The following is an 18284-nucleotide window of genomic DNA, read 5'->3' on the forward strand; positions in this document are numbered from 1 at the left end:
ATAAGCTCGTCAATTACGGGGAATGCGGGTCATGTTTTGTGGGGAAACCTCAGAGGTCAACCTTTGTGCGCTGTGCATTATGCTGCTCCGCGCTTGTGAGCTAGATTAAAGGATGAGCTTATACCTTTCTACATTTTGAAAGTATAATCACTATTAATATCTATTTTTACGAGTTCATTTTCGAATAACGCAGCAAGTTTATTCATTTTCATATTTAGTTTGTCCGTCGAAATAGAGTCAGGGTTTTGATCTCCCGACAACACAACTTTGGTTAAATCAGAAATGTAATCATTATGTTCATTTAAATATTCTTTTCTTGCTTTCATTATTTCATCAAAAAGACGATTGAGATGTTCACTGGTTAATATATTATATCGTTCAAGTCTTATCTTGGTGTTGTTAATTTTAGCGTAATAAGATAATTGCGTTGATGCTGATTTTTCCTCCTCTAATTTAAGTGTCGCTAACAATTCTGCTGTTTTTTGGCTATCTCTATGTTTTTTAGATCTAAAATGGAGGTCTGCTCGTATTAGTACATCGTTGAATATTTCTTCATTTATTTCCCATAACAAACTGTCGAATTTTAGAGCAAAAACATGGGCGGAATCCAAAGTATTGAGAAGTGTTTTTTCTTTGAACCATTTTTTTGCTTTGAAAGCCGCATAGACTGCGGACAATGCCATAACTAAATTACATATAGTGCTCATCCAATCAGACAGATTCCCACTTTCCCAAGTTGGCAGAACACTGTTCTTGACAAGGAAGAACGCCAAAATCCAAAAAGGAAAGAGTACTAATACAATAATTATGACCAGAATAATTTTAAACATGATGTGTTTTCCACTTACCATTTACTTATTGCAATGCCAGTAGGCAGGATAATGACTTCGGGCTGATCTTCTGCTTTTGTCAACTGGCCTGCCAATGCGGTCATCATCGCACACTCTCCGCCAGCCACTGCTCCAGCTCCGTCAGCTCCACCTCTTGCTGAGGGAACGCCTCCCTCAGCCGTGCCACCTTAGCGGCCAGCGCCTCCGGGCGATATTCGGTGCCGGGCAGCAGTTCCGCCAGTTTCTCCAGCGGCGCCAGGTTCAGGCTGTCGCTGAAAATCTGGCAGCGGCTGACCTTGCCGCGCTCAACATCGACGTGGATTTCCACGCCACCCCAGCTAAAACGGGTATCCAGCAGGTGCTGGAACTGCGGTGCCTGGCCAAAATTCCACTGCCAGCTGCTCTGTTTGGCAAACTGCGCCTCAAAACCTGGCAGGTCGGGCAGGGAGGTCGGGGAGATATGTTCGGGCTGGCATTCTTCGCCAAAATGGTCGAAAAACGCCGCCGTTACTGCGCTGCAAATCGCTTCAAAGGTAATCCCCGGCACCAGCTCTTCCAGATTCGCCACGCGCGAGCGCACGGAAGTAATGCCTTTGGCCTGCAATTTCTTGATGTCAGGGTTGAGGTAATCGGCCAGGCGCGAGAGGTCCGCATCGCGCAGAATAGTACCGTGATGAAAACCGCGATCGTGGGTTTCATGGTAGGCAGAACCGGAGATTTTACGCACGCCGTCGGCGGTATTCACCACCAGATCGTTTCGTCCTGAGGCTTCAGCCTGAATACCCAACGACGCCAGCGCCCGCAGAATAATCCCGGTGGACACGCTTTTATCGTATTCCGGCTTCCCGGCCATAAAAGTAAAGCAGCAGTTACCGAGATCATGAAACACCGCGCCACCGCCGCTGCTGCGTCGCGCCAGGCGGATGCCGTCTTCTTCCATACGCCGCGTATTGCACTCTTTCCACGGATTCTGCGAACGGCCAATCACCACCGTTTCGGCATTGCGCCACAAAAACAGCACCCGCTGCGTCGCTGGCATCTGGCGGAAAATAGACTCTTCCACGGCCAGGTTAAACCACGGGTCCCAGGAATCCGATAACAGTAAACGCAGTGTGGACATGCTTGACTCCATTGAAGTTTTGGCGGCGCAGGGATAATACCATCATCGGGGAAAACGTCCAGATTGCCGCCTGATGCCCGTCATCAGCACGGGTTGATCGGAAAAGATGATCGACCCCTACATTAGATCGCGATGCCGTGGAGGTTTTAAACTCACAGCGAGTAACGGTTCTGCGGGGATGGGGCCAGCTTGAGGTAAGCCGGACGTCACGCGACAGGACGTCGCGTGCCGAGGCCCGCATGGATGCGTTTTTTGCCGATCCGGCGTGCTCAAACTGGCCCCGGACCTGACGCCGAACGTTCAGCCAGGGAATATAACCGGGGATCCCACCGTGATCGCCCATAGAGTTCGGCAATTTTATATTGCCAATAATTAACACCGTTATAAATTAACCGCGCCCATTATTATTTTTAAATAAAACCGCTATAGCTAAATATCAGCAATCCAACGTCATATTTGTCATAAGTACGACGCTTTACTTCATATTATCGCTCTGATTATATTAATGAAATCTGAAAAATCTCTTTGCTGATGGCCTGCGCCATCTGGCATTTATTTGCCTGTTAATTAAGGGACATCATGAGCCAATCAGCGAGTACTACCGGCCAGAATAAAACAGCGGCAGTGATCCTCAGTCACGAACAGGCGATCCAGGCCGCACAGGCCGTGGCCGACCTCGCCCGGTTCGATGTGGTGGCCCGCGACCGGGATCGCATCTACCCGCTGGAGGCGCTGGCACTGTTCAGTCGCAGCGGACTGGGCAGCATCTCTGTGCCTCGCGCCTTTGGCGGTGGCGGGCTGTCATACCGCACGCTGTCGGAGGTGTTCCGCATTATCTCGGCCGTGGACCCCTCACTGGGGCAGATCCCGCAAAACCATTTCGCCCTGATCCAACTGCTGCTCGATGAAGGTACACCCGCCCAGCAACACACCCTTTTCAGCGCCGTGGTGCAGGGGCAGCGCCTCGGTAACGGCGGCCCGGAAAAAAATACCCGACATACCCGTGAAGTCACGGCCCGCCTGGTCCTGGGGCCGGATGGCCTGCGTCTGACCGGCAGCAAGTTCTACTCCACTGGCGCACTGTTCGCCGACATCATTGTTACGACCGCGCTGAATGATGACGGGCAGGCGGTGATGGCCTTTATGCCACGCAAATCGGTCGGGCTGGAGATTGTCGATGACTGGTCCGGCATGGGTCAGCGCACCACTGCCAGCGGCACGATCCATCTCGACGCGGTGCGGGTGGATGCTGCGCTGGTGATCCCGGTGCCCGCCAGCGATAAACCCTCACTGCGTGGCCCGGTCTCGCAGCTGCTACAGGCTGCTATTGATGCCGGGATTGGCCGGGGAGCCTTTGATGAGGGCTGCGAATTTATTCGCCGCCATTCGCGCCCGTGGGTGGATGCCGGGGTAGAACGTAACGCTGACGATCCCCATTTACAGGCCGATGTTGGCCGTGTGTTTATTGAACTGGTCGCGGCGGAATCCCTGCTGCGTCAGGCAGCCCGCACGCTGGATAACATTGATCCCGCGCGGCTGGATGCGCAGACCGCCGCGCAGGCTTCCATCGCCGTGGCCGAAGCCAAAGTGCTGACCACCGAGATTGCGCTTAAGGCCAGCGAAAAGCTGCTGGAGTGGGGCGGCAGTCGCGCCACGCTCAGCGAGCACGGCCTTGACCGCCACTGGCGCAATGCGCGTACCCATACCCTGCACGATCCGCTCCGCTGGAAGTTTCACGCCATCGGTAATTACTACCTCAACGGTCAGCTTCCGGTGCGTCATGCCTGGATTTAAGGAGCCCCTTATGCCTCTCAGCCAGGTTAAACCGAAACAGCAGGCCAGCCGTATCACCAGTGCCGCGCAGGCGATAGACGTTGCTCAGCATCTGGCAGCAGAATTTCGCAGCGGTGCTGCACGTCGTGACCGCGAACGTAAACTGCCCGTCGCACCGCTGCGGGCGCTGTTTGCCGCAGGCCTGGGGGCGATCACCGTGCCCAAAGCGTTTGGTGGAGCGGATGTCTCCACCGCCGTACTGGCGCAGGTGATCGCCATTATCAGCGAAGCCGACGCGGCGATTGGTCAGGTGCCGCAGAACCATTTTTATGCGCTGGAAGTGCTGCGCCTGAACGGCAACGCCGCGCAGCAACAGCGTTTTTATCAGGAAGTGCTCGATGGCGTGCATCTTGGCAATGCACTGGCCGAGTTCAGTTCTGCCGCCGCCCACCAGCGCAGCACCTCGGTATTGCCGCAGGGTGACGGCTGGCAGCTTAGCGGCCAGAAGTTTTACGCTACGGGGGCACTGTTTGCCGACCGCATTCCCACCGCCGCGCGCGGGGAAGACGGTAAAGAGCAACTGGTGTTTGTGCCGCGCCATCAGCCCGGCATCACCGTGACCGACGACTGGTCGGGCTTTGGTCAGCGCACTACTGGCAGCGGGTCGGTGCAGTTTGCCACGGTGGCGGTGGATGCTGAGGATATTATCCCGTTCCAGAGTGCCTTTGATCGGCCCACCCGCCTCGGGCCGTTTGCACAAATCCTCCATGCCGCCATTGAACAGGGCATTGCCCGCGCCGCCTTTAACGACATGCTGAACTTTATCAATACCCGTGCGCGTCCGTGGCCGGATGCCGGGGTCGATCATGCCGGGCAGGACCCGCTGACCATTGACCGCGTTGGACAACTGGCCCCGCGTTTACAGGCCGGAGACGCACTGCTGGCCGACGCTGGCGATGCCGTAGATGCCGCACGCCATCAGGTCAGTGAGCGCACGGTGGCCGAGGCCTCGATTGCCGTAGCGACAGTAAAAGCCTGGACCACTGAACGGGCGCTGGAAGCGTCCAACCTGCTGTTTGAGCTCTCCGGCACGCGCTCGGCGCTGCGCGAGCACAATCTGGATCGCCACTGGCGCAACGCCCGCACCCATACATTGCACGATCCGGTGTGCTGGAAATATCCGGCCATTGGCAACTACGTGCTGAACGATGTGCTACCGCCACGCCGGGGAACCCTATGAGCAAAGCGAAAAAAATCCTGCTTAACGCCTTCAATATGAACTGCGTAGGGCATATTCATCACGGCATGTGGACTCATCCGCTTGACCGCTCCACCGAATTTAACGATCTGCGCTACTGGCTGGATCTGGCGCGCACTCTGGAGCGCGGGCTGTTCGACGGGCTGTTCATCGCCGATATTCTCGGTGTGTACGACGTTTACCAGCAGGGGATTGGCCTGACGGCCAGCGAATCCATCCAGCTTCCGGTCAACGATCCGCTGATGCTGGTCTCCGGCATGGCCAGCGTGACCGAACATCTCGGTTTTGGTCTCACCGCCAACCTGAGCTATGAAGCGCCGTATCCATTTGCCCGCCGTTTCTCCACCCTCGACCACCTGACCGGGGGGCGGGTGGGCTGGAATATCGTCACCGGTTACCTCGACAGCGCTGCGCGTGCGATGGGGCAGACTCAGCTGCTCGGGCACGATCAGCGCTACGATCAGGCTGACGAGTTTCTTGATGTCAGCTATCAGCTGTGGGAAGGGAGCTGGCAGGACGATGCCGTGGTGGCGGATCGTCAGCGGCGGTTATATGCCGATGCGGCCAAAATCTACCCGGTGCGTCATCACGGCGAGTATTACCAGGTGGAAGGCTATCACCTCAGTTCGCCTTCCCCACAGCGCACGCCGCTGCTGTTCCAGGCAGGCAGCTCCGATCGCGGCATCCGCTTTGCCGCCCGCCACGCGGAGTGCAGCTTTGTTAACGGCAGTACCCCGGCCGCGATGCGCAGCCAGGTCGATCGCCTGCGTCAGGCCGCGGTCGAGGCCGGGCGCGAAGCCGACGATTTGAAAGTCTTTATGGGCGTCTCGGTGATCGTGGCACCCAGCGAGAAAGAGGCGCAGGAAAAGCATCAGGAGTATCTGCGCTATGCCAGCCCGGAAGCGGGGATCGCCCATTTCTCCAGCTCGATCGGTCTCGATCTCGCTGCTTTCGCATTGGATGAACCGATCCACAGCGGATCGGGGCGCGCCATTGAGTCGGTGAGCAAAACCTTCAGCGGCTGGACCCGCCGTCGCCTGCTGGAGCAGCACGCCCTGGGCGGGCGTTATCCGCTGATTGTCGGCAACCCGTCACAGGTGGCCGATGCGCTGATCCGCTGGATGGACGAAGCGGGCATCGACGGCTTTAACCTGACGCGCATCGTCAACCCGCAGAGTTATATCGATTTTATTGATCTGGTGGTGCCGGAATTACAGCAGCGAGGCCGCTATAAGACCGCGTATCAGCCAGGCACATTGCGTCACAAACTGTTCAGCTACGACCGTCTGCCAGCACGCCATCCGGCGGCACGCTGGCGTCGGGATGCCTGATCCCTCCGGGAAAATAAGGATAACAATATGAAATTACTGAATACTCTGGTGCTGACGGCACTGTTAGGCACGACGGCTTTTGCGCAGGCAGCCGATTACAGCGGCCCGCTGAAAGTCGGCACTACCGCCGCCTTTGCACCACCGCTGGAAACCGCCGTTGAAGAGGCGAAAAAGCAGGGCCTGAAGGTGGATCTGATCGAGTTCAGCGACTGGACGGCACCGAACGTCAGCCTGGAAAACGGCGACATTGATGTCAACCTGTTCCAGCATCAGCCGTTCCTCGATAACGCCAATCAGCAGGGCGGTTTCCACCTGGTGAAATACGCCCCGGCGATCATCAATAACGTCGGCCTTTACTCCAAAAAACATACCGCTATTGATCAGATTCCTGACGGCGGCACCGTGGCGATTGCAAATGACCCGATTAACGGCGGGCGCGGCCTGCTGCTACTGCAAAAATCCGGGTTAATCACCCTGAAACCGGGTGCGGGCCTGAAGTCGACCGTTGATGACATCGTCAACAACCCGAAGCATCTGAAGATTATTGAAGTGGAAGCGGTGCAGCTCTCGCGTTCACTGGAAGAAGTGGACCTGGCGCAGGGCTATCCACACTATCTGCGCGCCTCCGGGGTGATTGATCCGAATAATGCGCTGTTGTTTGATGGGCTGGAAAACCCGGAGTACGTGATCCAGTTTGTTATCCGCGACGGCCACCAGGATGACCCGCGCCTGAAAAAGTTTGTTGATATCTATCAGCACTCCCCGGCGGTACGCGCCAGCCTGGATAAATTCTACGGCAAACTTTATCAGCCAGGCTGGAAGCCGTAATCATGGTCAGCCTGACCTGGCCGGACAGTACCGAACAGAGCGCCGCCGTTTCCCGTGCGTCGGGGGCGGCACATGTGGCCATCGACGGCCTGTTTAAACGTTATGCCGGGCAGCAAACCGATGCGCTGCATAACATTAACCTGCATATTCCACGCGGTACTATTTTCGGCATTATTGGCCGCAGCGGTGCGGGGAAATCCTCACTGATCCGCTGCCTCAACCGGCTGGAAAACCCGACGGCAGGCAGCGTGGTGGTGGATGGCGTGGATATCGGCAGCCTGAGCGACAACGCGCTGGTGAACTGGCGGCGCGGCACCGGGATGATCTTCCAACACTTCAACCTGCTGTCGGCGAAGACGGTGCGTGAGAACATTGAGCTGCCACTAAAGGTCGCCGGGGTTGAGGCGCGCGCACGCCAGCAGAAAGTGGATGCGCTGCTTAAACTGGTCGGGCTGGAGGAGCGCCAGCACGCCTGGCCCGCCCAGCTCTCCGGCGGGCAGAAGCAGCGCGTGGGGATTGCCCGTGCGCTGGTGCATGAACCGCAGCTGTTGCTGTGCGATGAAGCCACCTCGGCGCTCGACCCGGAAACCACCGCCTCGATTCTGGCGTTGCTGCGCGAGATCAACCAGCAGCAGGGCATCACCATTGTGCTGATCACCCATGAGATGAACGTGATCCACGATTTGTGCCATCAGGTGGCAGTGCTGGAACAGGGCAAAGTGATTGAGCAAGGCCCGGTCTGGCAGGTGTATGGCGATCCGCAACAACCGACGACGCAGATACTACTCAGCCCGCAACAGCATGCGCTGCCTGCGGCGCTGGCTGACCGTCTGCGTCCGCAACTCAGCAGTGCCAATGACCGGGCGCTGCTGCGCCTGACCTGGACCGGAGAGGGCGCGGCGCCGCAGCTGGCGGAGATTATCGCCTTGCTGGGCAGTGAAACGCAGTTGATACAGAGTGCGCTGGAGTGGGTGCAGGAACGGCAGATTGGTCAGATGATCTTACTGAAACCCGCCGGACCCGCGCCGTTTGTCGCTACTTCGCTTGAGCCGTTAGCCGACCGTGTGGAGGTACTGGGCTATGTCACTGCAGATTGATCGTTTATGGCAGGGATTGCTGGATACGTTAATGATGGTCGGGGTGTCTTCACTGGCGGCGCTGCTACTGGGCCTGCCGCTGGCGGTGGTGCTGGTGATCACCGACCGCAATAACCTGTTTGCCAACCCGCTGCTCAACCGCCTGCTGGGCTGGGTGGTGAATCTGTTCCGTTCGGTGCCGTTTCTGATCCTGATGGTCGCCTTGATCCCTTTTACCCGCATGGTGGTTGGCACCTCGTATGGCGTGTGGGCTGCCGTGGTGCCGCTGACGCTGGCGGCCACGCCATTTTTTGCCCGCATCGCGGAGGTTAGCCTGCGTGAAGTGGATAAAGGGCTGGTGGAAGCGGCACAGGCGATGGGTTTTCATCGGCGGCATATTATCTGGCACGTGCTGCTGCCGGAGGCGCGTCCGGGGATTGTCAGCGGATTTACCATTACGCTGGTCACGATGATCAATGCCTCAGCGATGGCCGGGGCGATTGGCGCCGGCGGGTTAGGGGATCTGGCGTATCGTTACGGTTACCAACGCTTTGACTCGCAGGTGATGCTGACGGTGATTGTGGTGCTGGTGACGCTGGTGACGGTATTACAGCTGTGCGGCGACCGGTTATCGCGGCGGCTAAATCACCGTTAGTTCAGTTTTTCTTAATAACCAAAGATGCCGGATCCTTAGTGGAAATCGGCATTATTCCTCTCAGATGACTGTGCTACTTTGGCATTAATTCATCTGACAGGAATACAATAAAAATGGCTAAGAATAATAAAACAAAAACCTTCTCTCTGATTAAAGCCTCACTGGCTGTGCTGGTCGCTTCGGCGATATTGATGGCCTTGCCCGCACAGGCAGAAAACAATGATGCTGATGTGCCGTCATTAAAAGGGAAACGTATTGGTATTACCGTGGCGGGCACCGATCACTACTGGGATCTGAAAGCCTATCAGGGGCAAATCGACGAAGTGAAACGCCTTGGTGGCACGCCAATTGCACTGGATGGCGGGCGTAAAGAAGCCCAGCAAATCTCTCAGATTCAAACGCTTATCGCACAAAAGCCGGATGCCATTATTGAAACTCTCGGCACCGCGTCGGTGCTCGAACCCTGGCTTAAAAAAATCCGTGCTGCAGGTATTCCGCTGTTTACCGTCGATACCGCCAGCCCCTCCAGTATTAACGTCACAACCTCAGATAACTTTTATATTGGCGAACAGCTGGCGCTGAAACTGGTTAACGATCTGCGCGGCGAAGGAAATATTCTGGTATTTAACGGCTTTTATGGCGTGCCGGTAGTGGCAATGCGTTACGACCAGTTAAAAGCGGTACTGAAGTGGTATCCGAAAATTAAAATTATTGAACCGGAACTGCGCGATGTGATCCCGAATACCGTGCAGGATGCTTATTCTCAAATCAGCCAGCTGTTAAATAAATACCCGAAAGGCTCGGTACAGGCGATCTGGGCCGCCTGGGATGTACCACAGATTGGTGCCACGCAGGCGGTGGATGCCGCTGGCCGCAGTGAAATCAAAACCTATGCGGTCGACGGCAGCCCGGACGTGGTGTCACTGGTGAAAGATCCGAAATCCAGCGCGGCGGCAGTGGTGGCCCAGCAGCCTTACCTGATTGGTAAAACGGCAGTGCAAAATGCGGCCCGTTATCTGGCGGGGGATCGCAACCTGCCTCCGGCTACCTATGTACCTTCGCTGGTAGTGACCAAAGAGAACGCCGCAGAAGCACAGAAAACGCTGGGCCAGAGCGATGCCAAATAAACCGCCGCTGTTAGCGCTGAATAATATTGATAAAGCCTTTGACGGCGTTCCGGCCCTGCGCGGGGTGTCACTCAGCCTCGCACCAGGGGAGATCCACGGCCTGATTGGTCATAACGGCGCGGGGAAATCCACCCTGATCAAAATCCTCGGCGGGCTGCAACCCGCCGACGGCGGCGAGATCTGGTTCGACGGCCAGCCGGTGCGCATTGATTCGCCGGGCAGGGCGCACGCGCTGGGTATTGAGATTGTGCATCAGGAGCGTCTGCTGGCCCCCAGCCTGACCGTTGCGGAAACGCTGCTGCTGGGTGAGGAGCCGGTTTATCCCGGCGTGCGGCTGCTGAACCGTCGTCGCCTGCGGCACATTGCACGCCGGGCGATCCGTCAGCATTTTGCGCTGGATATTAACCCGGACAACCTGATTGCCGACCTCAGTGTGGCAGAACAACAAATTGTGCAGATCACCCGTGCGCTGCGGCACTCACCGCGCGTACTGGTATTTGACGAACCCACGGCGGCGCTGGCCCGTCATGAAGTGGACGCACTGTTTCGCGCTATCCGCACGCTGCGCGGCCAGGGGCTGGCGGTGCTGTACGTTTCACACTACCTCGATGAAATCACCGAACTGTGCCAGCAGGTCAGCGTACTGCGTGACGGGCAAAACGTGGCACAGCATCAGGTCAGCGAAGTCACCGGCCCGCAGCTGATCCACGATATGCTCGGTGATGCCCTGCAAACCCAGGCCCGCACGCCGTCTCAGCGCCGTGAACAGACGCTGCTGCGCGTGGAGGGTCTTTCTGCGCCAGGGCGTTTCAGCGACGTCAGCTTTAGTGCGCAACGCGGTGAGATTATCGGCGTGACCGGGCTGCTGGGCTCCGGCGGAAAAGCGCTGGTGCGCTCGCTGTTCGGGCTGGAAAGTGGCCTGAGCGGCAGCATCACATTGAATGACCAGCCGCTGCTGCCGCGTTCGCCCCATCAGGCGGTGCAGCAGGGCATTGCCTTTGTGCCGGAAGATCGCCGCGCCAACGGCATCGCACCTGATTTAAGCGTGCGGGAGAATATTGCGCTGACTTCACTGAAAAGCCTGGTCCGGCGGCTGTTTATCGATCGCGGGCGCGAGAGGGCGCTGGTCGCGAGCAATATTCAGCAACTCGGTATCCGCACGCCGGGTGCCGAGGCACCGCTGCGGTCGCTCTCCGGGGGCAATCAGCAGAAGGTGGTGCTGGCGAAATGGCTGAACACTGATGCACAGCTTTACCTGCTTGATGAACCGACGGTCGGGGTGGATATCGGCGCAAAAACCGAGATCTATCAGGCGCTGCAACAGCTGGTTGCGCAGGGGGCACTGGTGATCGTCTTCTCAACGGACCTGCTGGAGCTGCAGTCCTTGTGTGACCGTATTCTGGTACTTGCACGCGGGCAACTGGTCAAAACGTTGGACACTGCTTCCACCGACCATCATGACATCCTCGCCTGGGCTTCGGGTGCAGCGCAGGACCTGACGAAAGGAGCTGCCGCATGACAGAACTCACGTCACAAGACGCCGTGCTGACCCCGCCTGCCTCTGCGGCACCGGCATCCGGGCAGGCCGCTCAGTGGCTGCAGGGCGGTGCACTGCTGATCATTATTGCGGTGCTGGCCGTGTTTGCCGTGTTGTCACCGATTTTTCTCACCGTCGGTAATCTGGGTAACGTGCTGCAACAGGCCGCCGTGACCGGAACGCTGGCCTTTGGTCTGACGCTGGTGCTGACCGGCGGCGGCAGCCACTCACTCACTGGCGGCATTGACCTGTCGGTGGCGGCCAATATGGGGCTGAGTGCGGCGGTGTTTGCCACGCAGCTGGCGGCAGGCCATTCCCTGGCAGTGGCGCTGGGCCTGGCGCTGTTAAGCGGTGCCGCTCTTGGGGCGCTGAATGCACTGGCGGTAGTGTGGCTGCGTATTCTGCCGCTGCTGGCAACGCTGACCACCATGAATATCGCCATCGGGCTTGAGATGGTGCTGACGCAGAACTCCACCATTCCGGTCAGTGGGCCGCTGTTTGATGCTCTGCTGGCCGCCGGGCCGCTGACGTTGCCCTGGCTGGCCTGGGCCTTTGCCCTGCTGGCGCTGCTGGCAATTCTGTTGACACACAGCACCCGCTTCGGGCTGCGCTTACAGGCAGTGGGCAGCCATCCCCTGGCGGCGCGAGCAAATGGCCTGGTCGTGTGGCGCTATATCGCTGCCAGCTATGTGCTTTGTGGCGTAGCGTCGGCATTAGCCGCTTTCGGTTCAGTGACCGTGCTCAGCGGCAGTTCGCCGGGGGCGGGCGATAACCTGCTGATGGTGATTGCCGCTGTGCTGCTGGGCGTGGTGTTTTCACGGCGTCTGGTGCCGACCGTGGCCGGAACCCTGGTCAGCGTGCTGTTCCTCAGCCTGATTGCCAACGGTTTCCAGTTAATTAATGTGTCCAGCTACTGGATTAACGGTGTGGAAGGGGTGCTGATCCTCTCGGTGGTCTCACTGACCGCACTGCTGCGCCAGCGCCAGCAAAGGAGAAAAATCCGTGTCTGAGTTAACTGTACGTCCTGTGGCGGCAAGGGCAGGCGGCAACCTGCTCAGCCTGTTGATGCTGCTGGCCTTTGCCCTGTTACTGCTGCTGTTCAGCCTGACGGCACCCGGTTTCTTCACCCTGAGCAATATCGAAAGCGTGCTGCTGAATAACGTTGCACCGCTGGCGATTGTCGCCCTGGCGATGACGGTGGTGGCTTCGATGGGCGCGGTCGATCTCTCTGTCGGTACCGCGATCGATTTTTCCTGCCTGGTACTGGTGACGCTGGTGCTGCATCAGGTCGGGCTGCCGCTGGCGATTGGCGCGGCGTTGCTGGCGGCACTTTGCGTGGGATTGTTTAACGCATTTCTGATTGCAGTACTCGGAGTGGAACCCTTTCTGGCCACGCTGGGTACGCTGTTTATCGGTCAGAGCGTGCAGCAGTTGGCATCGAACGGCGGTCAGCCGATCTACCTGCTGAGCCAGGTGCTGCCACCGGGCTTCTCGGCGATCAGCCACGGCAGCTGGCTGGGTATTCCGCTGCCGCTGTGGGTCGTTGCGCTGCTGGCGACAGGTTTACATCTGCTGTTGCAGCGCAGCCGTCATGGCCGGGCGCTGAACGTCTTCGGCAGCCAGAGTAGCGTGGCGCACTATTCGGGTATCCATACCAAACGGCTGATCACGCTGGCCTTTGTGATCAGCGCCGTCACCGCTGGTCTGGTGGGACTGATGCTGGCATCGAATGTGAAAGCCTGGGTGTCGTTGTCGGGCAATGCCTATCTGTTGAATGCCATCGGCGCGGCCTTTATTGGCAGCACCTTCTCCCGCTCGCGGCGGCCCAGCGTGCCGGGCACCTTGCTTGGCGTTGTCCTGCTCAGCTTTGTCGCCAACGGGTTACTGTTGATCGGCTGGAACTTTTACTGGCAGCAGGTGGCGACCGGGGTGCTGATCTTCGTGGTGCTGGCCGCCGGAGCGCTGAACCGTCGCCAGCGCGGAGGGGTATGATGAGTGCTCCGAAGCCGCCGCTGATCCTGTTTGGTTTTATGATGAATGTGGTCGGGCATATCTCTGCCGGGCTGTGGCGTCATCCAGAGGATCAGGCATCACGCTACACCGATATCCGCTACTGGGTGGAGATCGCGCAGCTGCTGGACGAGGCGGGGTTCGATGCGCTGTTTCTTGCGGATGCGCTGGGGCAGCTGGATGTTTATCAGCAGCAGCCCCATGCGGCGCTGCGCGGTGCCGCCCAGATGCCGGTTAACGATCCGCTGCTGCTGGTCTCCGCGCTGGCGGCCGCCACCCGGCATCTGGGTTTTGGCGTGACCGTTTCCACCACCTACGAACATCCTTATCTGCTGGCGCGGAAATTCACCACCCTGGACCATCTCAGCAACGGGCGGGTGGCGTGGAATATTGTCACCTCAATGTTGGACTCCGCCGCGCGCAATCTCGGCCTGACGCAGCAGATCCCTCATGACGAGCGCTACGATCGTGCGCAGGAGTTTGTCGATGTTGCCTGCAAACTGTGGGAAGGCTCGTGGGAGGAGGATGCCGTCGTCCGTGACAAGCAGGCCGGGGTTTACAGCCATCCGCATAAAGTTCACCCCATTCGTCACCAGGGCCGTTACTACCAGGTGCCGGATGCGCATCTCAGCGAACCCAGCCCGCAGCGTACCCCGGTGCTGTTTCAGGCGGGTACCTCCGCACGCGGTAGCCTGTTTGCCGCCGCCAACGCCGAGGTGATCTTTATGGCCGGGCTGACGCCGGAGGCCATTCGTCATGATATTGCCACCATTCGCCAGTTGGCGGTGGAGCAGGGGCGGCATCCCGATGCCCTGCGCTTTATTGCCGCCGTCACCGTGGTGACCGGGCCGGATGACACACAGGCCCAGGCACGCTATGCCGATTTTCAGCGTTACATCAGTAAAGAAGCGGCGCTGGCGCTGTTCTCCGCCTGGACGGGGGTGGACTGGGCCGACTACGATCCTGATCGCCCGCTGGAATATATCGAAACTGACGCCTGCCGCTCGGCGCTCGCCAGCCTGACGCGTATTGACGGTGGCCGACAGTGGACACTGCGTGAAGCGGCACACTACATCGGGATTGGGGGGCTGCATCCCACGCTGGTGGGCGGCCCGCAGTCGGTGGCCGACCAGTTGGAACAGTTTGCCGCGGCATCGGGCGTGGACGGTTTTAACATCGGCTATGCCATCAGTCCCGGCAGCTTTGAGGATTTTGCCCGCTATGTGATACCGGAGCTGAAAGCCCGCGGACGCGTTGCACCCCGACCTGCGCAGCCGCTGACCCTGCGCGAAAGGCTGTTTGGTGCGGGACAGCGTTACAGGCGATAAATCGTAAAAAAAAGACGTCTGTGTTAGCGGTACGCGTATTTCTTCTCAGAAAACTTTTGGTTAAGTTGTCCTTCGCACATTTTATGTTCAACGTAAACGGGCTAAGGACAGCATATGGCAAAGGGCTATTTTCTTCGCGTGGGCGATAAAACCACCTGCGGTGGGGAAGTACTGAGCGGTCACTCGACCGTCTTTCTGCGTGGCGCGGAGCTTCCGCGGGAGGGCAGTCTGGTCTCCTGCGGTAAGAACCCGGGTATGACGTACAGCATCATCAGCGGGCCGGGCAAAATCAGGGTGGGCGGGATGCCGCTGGCCGGTACGCTCGACAGCGTCAGTTCCTGCCCCTGCGGGGCGACGTTTATTTCCTCCATTCCTGACGGTTACGGCAAAGAGCCCGCCAGCGTAACGCAGCGCAAGCCAGAGCCGATTGAACTCTCCCTGTTCGCCCCCTCTCAGGCAGACGTACCGCTACAACACGCCCAGTCCGCGAAGATAAAGCGGCGCGAAATCACGCTGACGATCGGGGTGTTTTTTGATGGGACGGGGAATAATGCGCACAATACCGCGGAGAGTCTTGTCGCCTGTTCCGGGGAACATTTTGGCATGAGCAATGGCGATGCTCAGTCAGCTTATTTCCAGTGTATACAGCTTAAAAAGGGCCACAGCGGCTTTGCTGCCGGAAGTCATCTTGGCTATTTCACCAATGTGCACTGGCTCAAAACGCTGTATAAGCAGAATATTACGGCTGATACAGGTTATGGACAGAGTGCTATTTATATTGAGGGAATCGGTACCGAAAGCGGACAGGGCGACAGCACTTACGGGATGGGAACGGGCAGAGGTAACACTGGCGTGGTCAGTAAAACCGATAAGGCTGTCGCAGCGATTGTAGAGGGTATACTGAGCTATTTGCTCAAGAACCCGGAAGCCCGTTCATGCATCATTAAAGAACTGCAGTTTGATATCTTCGGCTTTAGTCGAGGTGCAGCAGCGGCACGGCATTTTGCTAACCGGGTGTTCGAGCAGGATGATGCCATTGTGGCGGCCATCCACGCTGGTCTGGGTGAGGTTAAATTTACGGGTACCCCCAGTGGGAAAACCCGTTTTCTGGGGATATTTGATACTGTGGCGGGCATCGGTACGCCGCTTAACGGTTTTAACCCGCACAGTGCGGATACCGGAGAGGTGAATATCGCGCTGCGTCCCGGCGTGGCGGAGAAGGTGTTCCATATTACCGCGCAGCATGAGTGCCGCTTTAACTTTGCGCTGAACAGCGTAAAACCCGCGTGGCCGGAGCTGGTGTTGCCCGGGGCGCACTCGGATATTGGCGGCGGATATAATCCCGATGAGTACGAAGCCTGCTTCCTTACGCGCCCGCAGTTTGAAACCGTGCCGGTTTCTGTTTCTGATAAAGAGACCAAAACGTACCGGCATGCCAGGGCAGTGTTCAGGACTCTGCAACATTTTCCGGCCATTGCGCCGTTGTTGCAGGGCAACACGATTAAACTCAGAGCCTGGCATGACGACCGAATGCCCGCCGACCGCTACGGCACGCTGCAAAAACGCAGCGGTGCCGCGCTGACCCTTGAACGCCCCACGCGCAATGACTGGTCAAAGGTGGCGCTACGGGTGATGATTGATGCCGCGCAGGATGCTGGAGTGTTATTCGAACCTATTGATGAAACGATCCCTGACTTTGCCTTGCCCGCAGATTTGAACAGCATGTATGAAAAAGCCATTGTAATGGGACGCGCCGCTCGCAACGACCAGCGGGCCAGCGGCTTTACCACAACGGAAATTAATACGCTGGCCGGAAAATACCTTCACTGCTCGGCCAACTGGAACAGCGTGATACAAGACGGGCAGGGAAGGATTACCGGGGCGGTGAAGCCCGCTAAACTGGTGACCTTTACCAACAGGCCGGATTATCACTGGCAACGAACGATTTATAATATGGATGGGAACTGAATATGGAAATAAAACGTATCGCAGGGCTGCTTTCGCTATTGATCCTGACTGCCTGCCAGGGAGCAGGTCAGACCAACAAGGCGGCTCAAAACACGGAACCAACGGAGTGGAAATTTAACTTTTTTACACCCAAAGCCCTGCCCGCACTGGTGACCTTTGCCGCCGTCCTCGATGCTGGCAATATTGATTATCGGTTTAACACCTTAGACTATACGCCTGCGCTGGATAGCGTTGTCGGCGAGTGGAACGAACGCTCGCGGGCTGCCAATGGACACTGGAACCGGACAAAATCTCCCCCCCGTCATATTTTATTCTGCTGGGATTCGGTGATTGATAAAAAGGTCTATGAAACTCACCTGACGTTATCTGATGCCGCTATAGATAAAATGCGCAGGTCCAGCATGTACAAGAACTATCCTGGCAAGATTGCGTATTACGACAGTATCCAGATTGGACTGGCCCCTGAAGGAAAAGTCGCCGTCTGGATAGATGGCATAGGATTTGAACCGAACCATCGCGTAATACCTGCAGTGCTGAAAACGGTTTCCGGCGATAAATTAGCGCTGTGCAAAGGAATAACCAAACACCCGAATGGGTATAAATACTACGGGGATACACCAGAGTTCATTAAAAACAAAGTGTATCCGTATGGTGTCTGGTAGTTTTTAGAACAGGGACGGGAACAGAATATGGAAATAAAACGGATCGCTGTGCTGCTTTCACTACTGACGTTGACGGCCTGCCAGGGGGCAGACCAGGCCAACAAGACGGCTCTCGACGCAGAGCCAACAGAGTGGAAGTTTAATTTTTTCACACCGAAAGGGCTGCCTGCGCAGGTGACCTTCGCCGCCATCCTGGATATGGGCAATATTGATTATCGATTTAATACTCTCGACAGTACCAAGGCGCTGTATGACGTGACGGGTGAGTGGAACGACAGTGCGCGTGCACTTTACGGGTACTGGAATCATGTACAGCATCCCCCCCGGCATATTATTTTTTGCTGGGATTCGGTGATTGATAAAAAGGTGTATGAAACTCATCTGACGTTGTCCGATGAGATAGTGGATAAAATGCGTAAGCCCAGCCCACACAAATACTATCAGGGAAAGACCCGGTATCACGACAGTATCCAGATTGGGCTGGCCCCTGAAGGGAAGGTGGCCGTCTGGGTGAATGGTATCGGTTTCGAGCATAACTACCGTATAACACCCTCTGTCCTGAAAACGTTATCCGGGGATAAATTAGATATTTGCAAAGGAATCACTAAGAGCGATTTTTCTTATGGTTATGATCAGGACATAAAAGATTTTATCAACGGAAAGAAATACCCTTACGGCAAATGGTAGCGCTTGCTTTTTATGCAGGAATAAAATCGCTCCTGACGGGTATTTACGATTCATTCTCACAAAAACGGTGTCAGATATAACGCCTTGAAATTAA

Annotated in this window: 16 protein-coding genes; 14 read left to right on the plus strand and 2 right to left on the minus strand. The window is 57.1% G+C overall.

Annotated features, from left to right (window positions below; genetic code table 11):
* Positions 1-128: 128 nt before the first annotated feature.
* Complete coding sequence (locus FY046_RS12340; RefSeq protein ID WP_167863984.1) at positions 129-830, minus strand: hypothetical protein; 702 nt, start codon at positions 828-830, stop codon at positions 129-131.
* Positions 831-933: 103 nt separating this feature from the next.
* The gene (locus tag FY046_RS12345; RefSeq protein ID WP_171148488.1) at positions 934-1950 is read right to left on the minus strand and encodes a lipoate--protein ligase A; all 1017 of its coding nucleotides are present in this window, start codon (positions 1948-1950) and stop codon (positions 934-936) included.
* 579 nt (positions 1951-2529) lie between these two features.
* Here FY046_RS12345 and FY046_RS12350 point away from each other — a divergent pair.
* The 14 genes from FY046_RS12350 (at position 2530) to FY046_RS12415 (ending at position 18190) form a co-directional block, all read left to right on the plus strand.
* Positions 2530-3744, plus strand: coding sequence for an SfnB family sulfur acquisition oxidoreductase (locus tag FY046_RS12350; protein WP_446186093.1), 1215 nt, complete (start codon positions 2530-2532; stop codon positions 3742-3744).
* A gap of 10 nt (positions 3745-3754) precedes the next feature.
* On the plus strand, positions 3755-4963 hold the full coding sequence (locus FY046_RS12355) for an SfnB family sulfur acquisition oxidoreductase (RefSeq protein WP_446186094.1): 1209 nt from the start codon (positions 3755-3757) through the stop codon (positions 4961-4963).
* Positions 4960-6312, plus strand: a complete 1353-nt coding sequence (locus tag FY046_RS12360) for an LLM class flavin-dependent oxidoreductase (protein ID WP_446186095.1) — start codon at positions 4960-4962, stop codon at positions 6310-6312. The genes FY046_RS12355 and FY046_RS12360 overlap by 4 nt, the downstream gene beginning before the upstream one ends.
* A 27-nt stretch (positions 6313-6339) precedes the next feature.
* Entirely contained in the window at positions 6340-7140 is an 801-nt protein-coding gene (locus FY046_RS12365; protein ID WP_133842075.1) for a MetQ/NlpA family ABC transporter substrate-binding protein, read from the plus strand.
* Positions 7141-7142: 2 nt separating this feature from the next.
* Positions 7143-8237, plus strand: a complete 1095-nt coding sequence (locus tag FY046_RS12370; RefSeq protein ID WP_167863981.1) for a methionine ABC transporter ATP-binding protein — start codon at positions 7143-7145, stop codon at positions 8235-8237.
* On the plus strand, positions 8221-8871 hold the full coding sequence (locus FY046_RS12375; RefSeq protein ID WP_446186096.1) for a methionine ABC transporter permease: 651 nt from the start codon (positions 8221-8223) through the stop codon (positions 8869-8871). Before FY046_RS12370 ends, FY046_RS12375 begins: the two co-directional genes overlap by 17 nt.
* Positions 8872-8984: 113 nt before the next feature.
* On the plus strand, positions 8985-9998 hold the full coding sequence (locus FY046_RS12380) for a sugar ABC transporter substrate-binding protein (RefSeq protein WP_167863980.1): 1014 nt from the start codon (positions 8985-8987) through the stop codon (positions 9996-9998).
* Complete coding sequence (locus FY046_RS12385; RefSeq protein WP_446186097.1) at positions 9988-11517, plus strand: sugar ABC transporter ATP-binding protein; 1530 nt, start codon at positions 9988-9990, stop codon at positions 11515-11517. The genes FY046_RS12380 and FY046_RS12385 overlap by 11 nt, the downstream gene beginning before the upstream one ends.
* Positions 11514-12545 carry an ABC transporter permease gene (locus tag FY046_RS12390; protein ID WP_171148497.1) on the plus strand — a complete coding sequence of 344 codons (1032 nt, stop codon included), beginning with the start codon at positions 11514-11516 and terminating at the stop codon, positions 12543-12545. The genes FY046_RS12385 and FY046_RS12390 overlap by 4 nt, the downstream gene beginning before the upstream one ends.
* Entirely contained in the window at positions 12538-13527 is a 990-nt protein-coding gene (locus FY046_RS12395) for an ABC transporter permease (protein ID WP_212812691.1), read from the plus strand. Before FY046_RS12390 ends, FY046_RS12395 begins: the two co-directional genes overlap by 8 nt.
* Positions 13524-14873: an LLM class flavin-dependent oxidoreductase gene (locus FY046_RS12400; protein WP_241008195.1), complete on the plus strand. Its 1350-nt coding sequence runs from the start codon at positions 13524-13526 to the stop codon at positions 14871-14873. Before FY046_RS12395 ends, FY046_RS12400 begins: the two co-directional genes overlap by 4 nt.
* Positions 14874-14987: 114 nt before the next feature.
* The gene (locus FY046_RS12405; RefSeq protein WP_446186098.1) at positions 14988-16841 is read left to right on the plus strand and encodes a phospholipase effector Tle1 domain-containing protein; all 1854 of its coding nucleotides are present in this window, start codon (positions 14988-14990) and stop codon (positions 16839-16841) included.
* A 2-nt stretch (positions 16842-16843) separates the two neighbouring features.
* Positions 16844-17503, plus strand: a complete 660-nt coding sequence (locus FY046_RS12410; protein WP_159336660.1) for a DUF2931 family protein — start codon at positions 16844-16846, stop codon at positions 17501-17503.
* 27 nt (positions 17504-17530) lie between these two features.
* Entirely contained in the window at positions 17531-18190 is a 660-nt protein-coding gene (locus FY046_RS12415) for a DUF2931 family protein (protein WP_167863975.1), read from the plus strand.
* Positions 18191-18284: the final 94 nt, after the last annotated feature.

The sequence above is a fragment of the Erwinia sp. 1181_3 genome (genome assembly GCF_052824965.1).

What these genes read in the sequence shown, in the direction of transcription:
- FY046_RS12340 (WP_167863984.1), bottom strand. Translation starts at nt 830, where the DNA reads ATGTTTAAAATTATTCTGGTCATAATTATTGTATTAGTACTCTTTCCT.
- FY046_RS12345 (WP_171148488.1), bottom strand. Translation starts at nt 1,950, where the DNA reads ATGTCCACACTGCGTTTACTGTTATCGGATTCCTGGGACCCGTGGTTT.
- FY046_RS12350 (WP_446186093.1), top strand. Translation starts at nt 2,530, where the DNA reads ATGAGCCAATCAGCGAGTACTACCGGCCAGAATAAAACAGCGGCAGTG.
- FY046_RS12355 (WP_446186094.1), top strand. Translation starts at nt 3,755, where the DNA reads ATGCCTCTCAGCCAGGTTAAACCGAAACAGCAGGCCAGCCGTATCACC.
- FY046_RS12360 (WP_446186095.1), top strand. Translation starts at nt 4,960, where the DNA reads ATGAGCAAAGCGAAAAAAATCCTGCTTAACGCCTTCAATATGAACTGC.
- FY046_RS12365 (WP_133842075.1), top strand. Translation starts at nt 6,340, where the DNA reads ATGAAATTACTGAATACTCTGGTGCTGACGGCACTGTTAGGCACGACG.
- FY046_RS12370 (WP_167863981.1), top strand. Translation starts at nt 7,143, where the DNA reads ATGGTCAGCCTGACCTGGCCGGACAGTACCGAACAGAGCGCCGCCGTT.
- FY046_RS12375 (WP_446186096.1), top strand. Translation starts at nt 8,221, where the DNA reads ATGTCACTGCAGATTGATCGTTTATGGCAGGGATTGCTGGATACGTTA.
- FY046_RS12380 (WP_167863980.1), top strand. Translation starts at nt 8,985, where the DNA reads ATGGCTAAGAATAATAAAACAAAAACCTTCTCTCTGATTAAAGCCTCA.
- FY046_RS12385 (WP_446186097.1), top strand. Translation starts at nt 9,988, where the DNA reads ATGCCAAATAAACCGCCGCTGTTAGCGCTGAATAATATTGATAAAGCC.
- FY046_RS12390 (WP_171148497.1), top strand. Translation starts at nt 11,514, where the DNA reads ATGACAGAACTCACGTCACAAGACGCCGTGCTGACCCCGCCTGCCTCT.
- FY046_RS12400 (WP_241008195.1), top strand. Translation starts at nt 13,524, where the DNA reads ATGATGAGTGCTCCGAAGCCGCCGCTGATCCTGTTTGGTTTTATGATG.
- FY046_RS12405 (WP_446186098.1), top strand. Translation starts at nt 14,988, where the DNA reads ATGGCAAAGGGCTATTTTCTTCGCGTGGGCGATAAAACCACCTGCGGT.
- FY046_RS12410 (WP_159336660.1), top strand. Translation starts at nt 16,844, where the DNA reads ATGGAAATAAAACGTATCGCAGGGCTGCTTTCGCTATTGATCCTGACT.
- FY046_RS12415 (WP_167863975.1), top strand. Translation starts at nt 17,531, where the DNA reads ATGGAAATAAAACGGATCGCTGTGCTGCTTTCACTACTGACGTTGACG.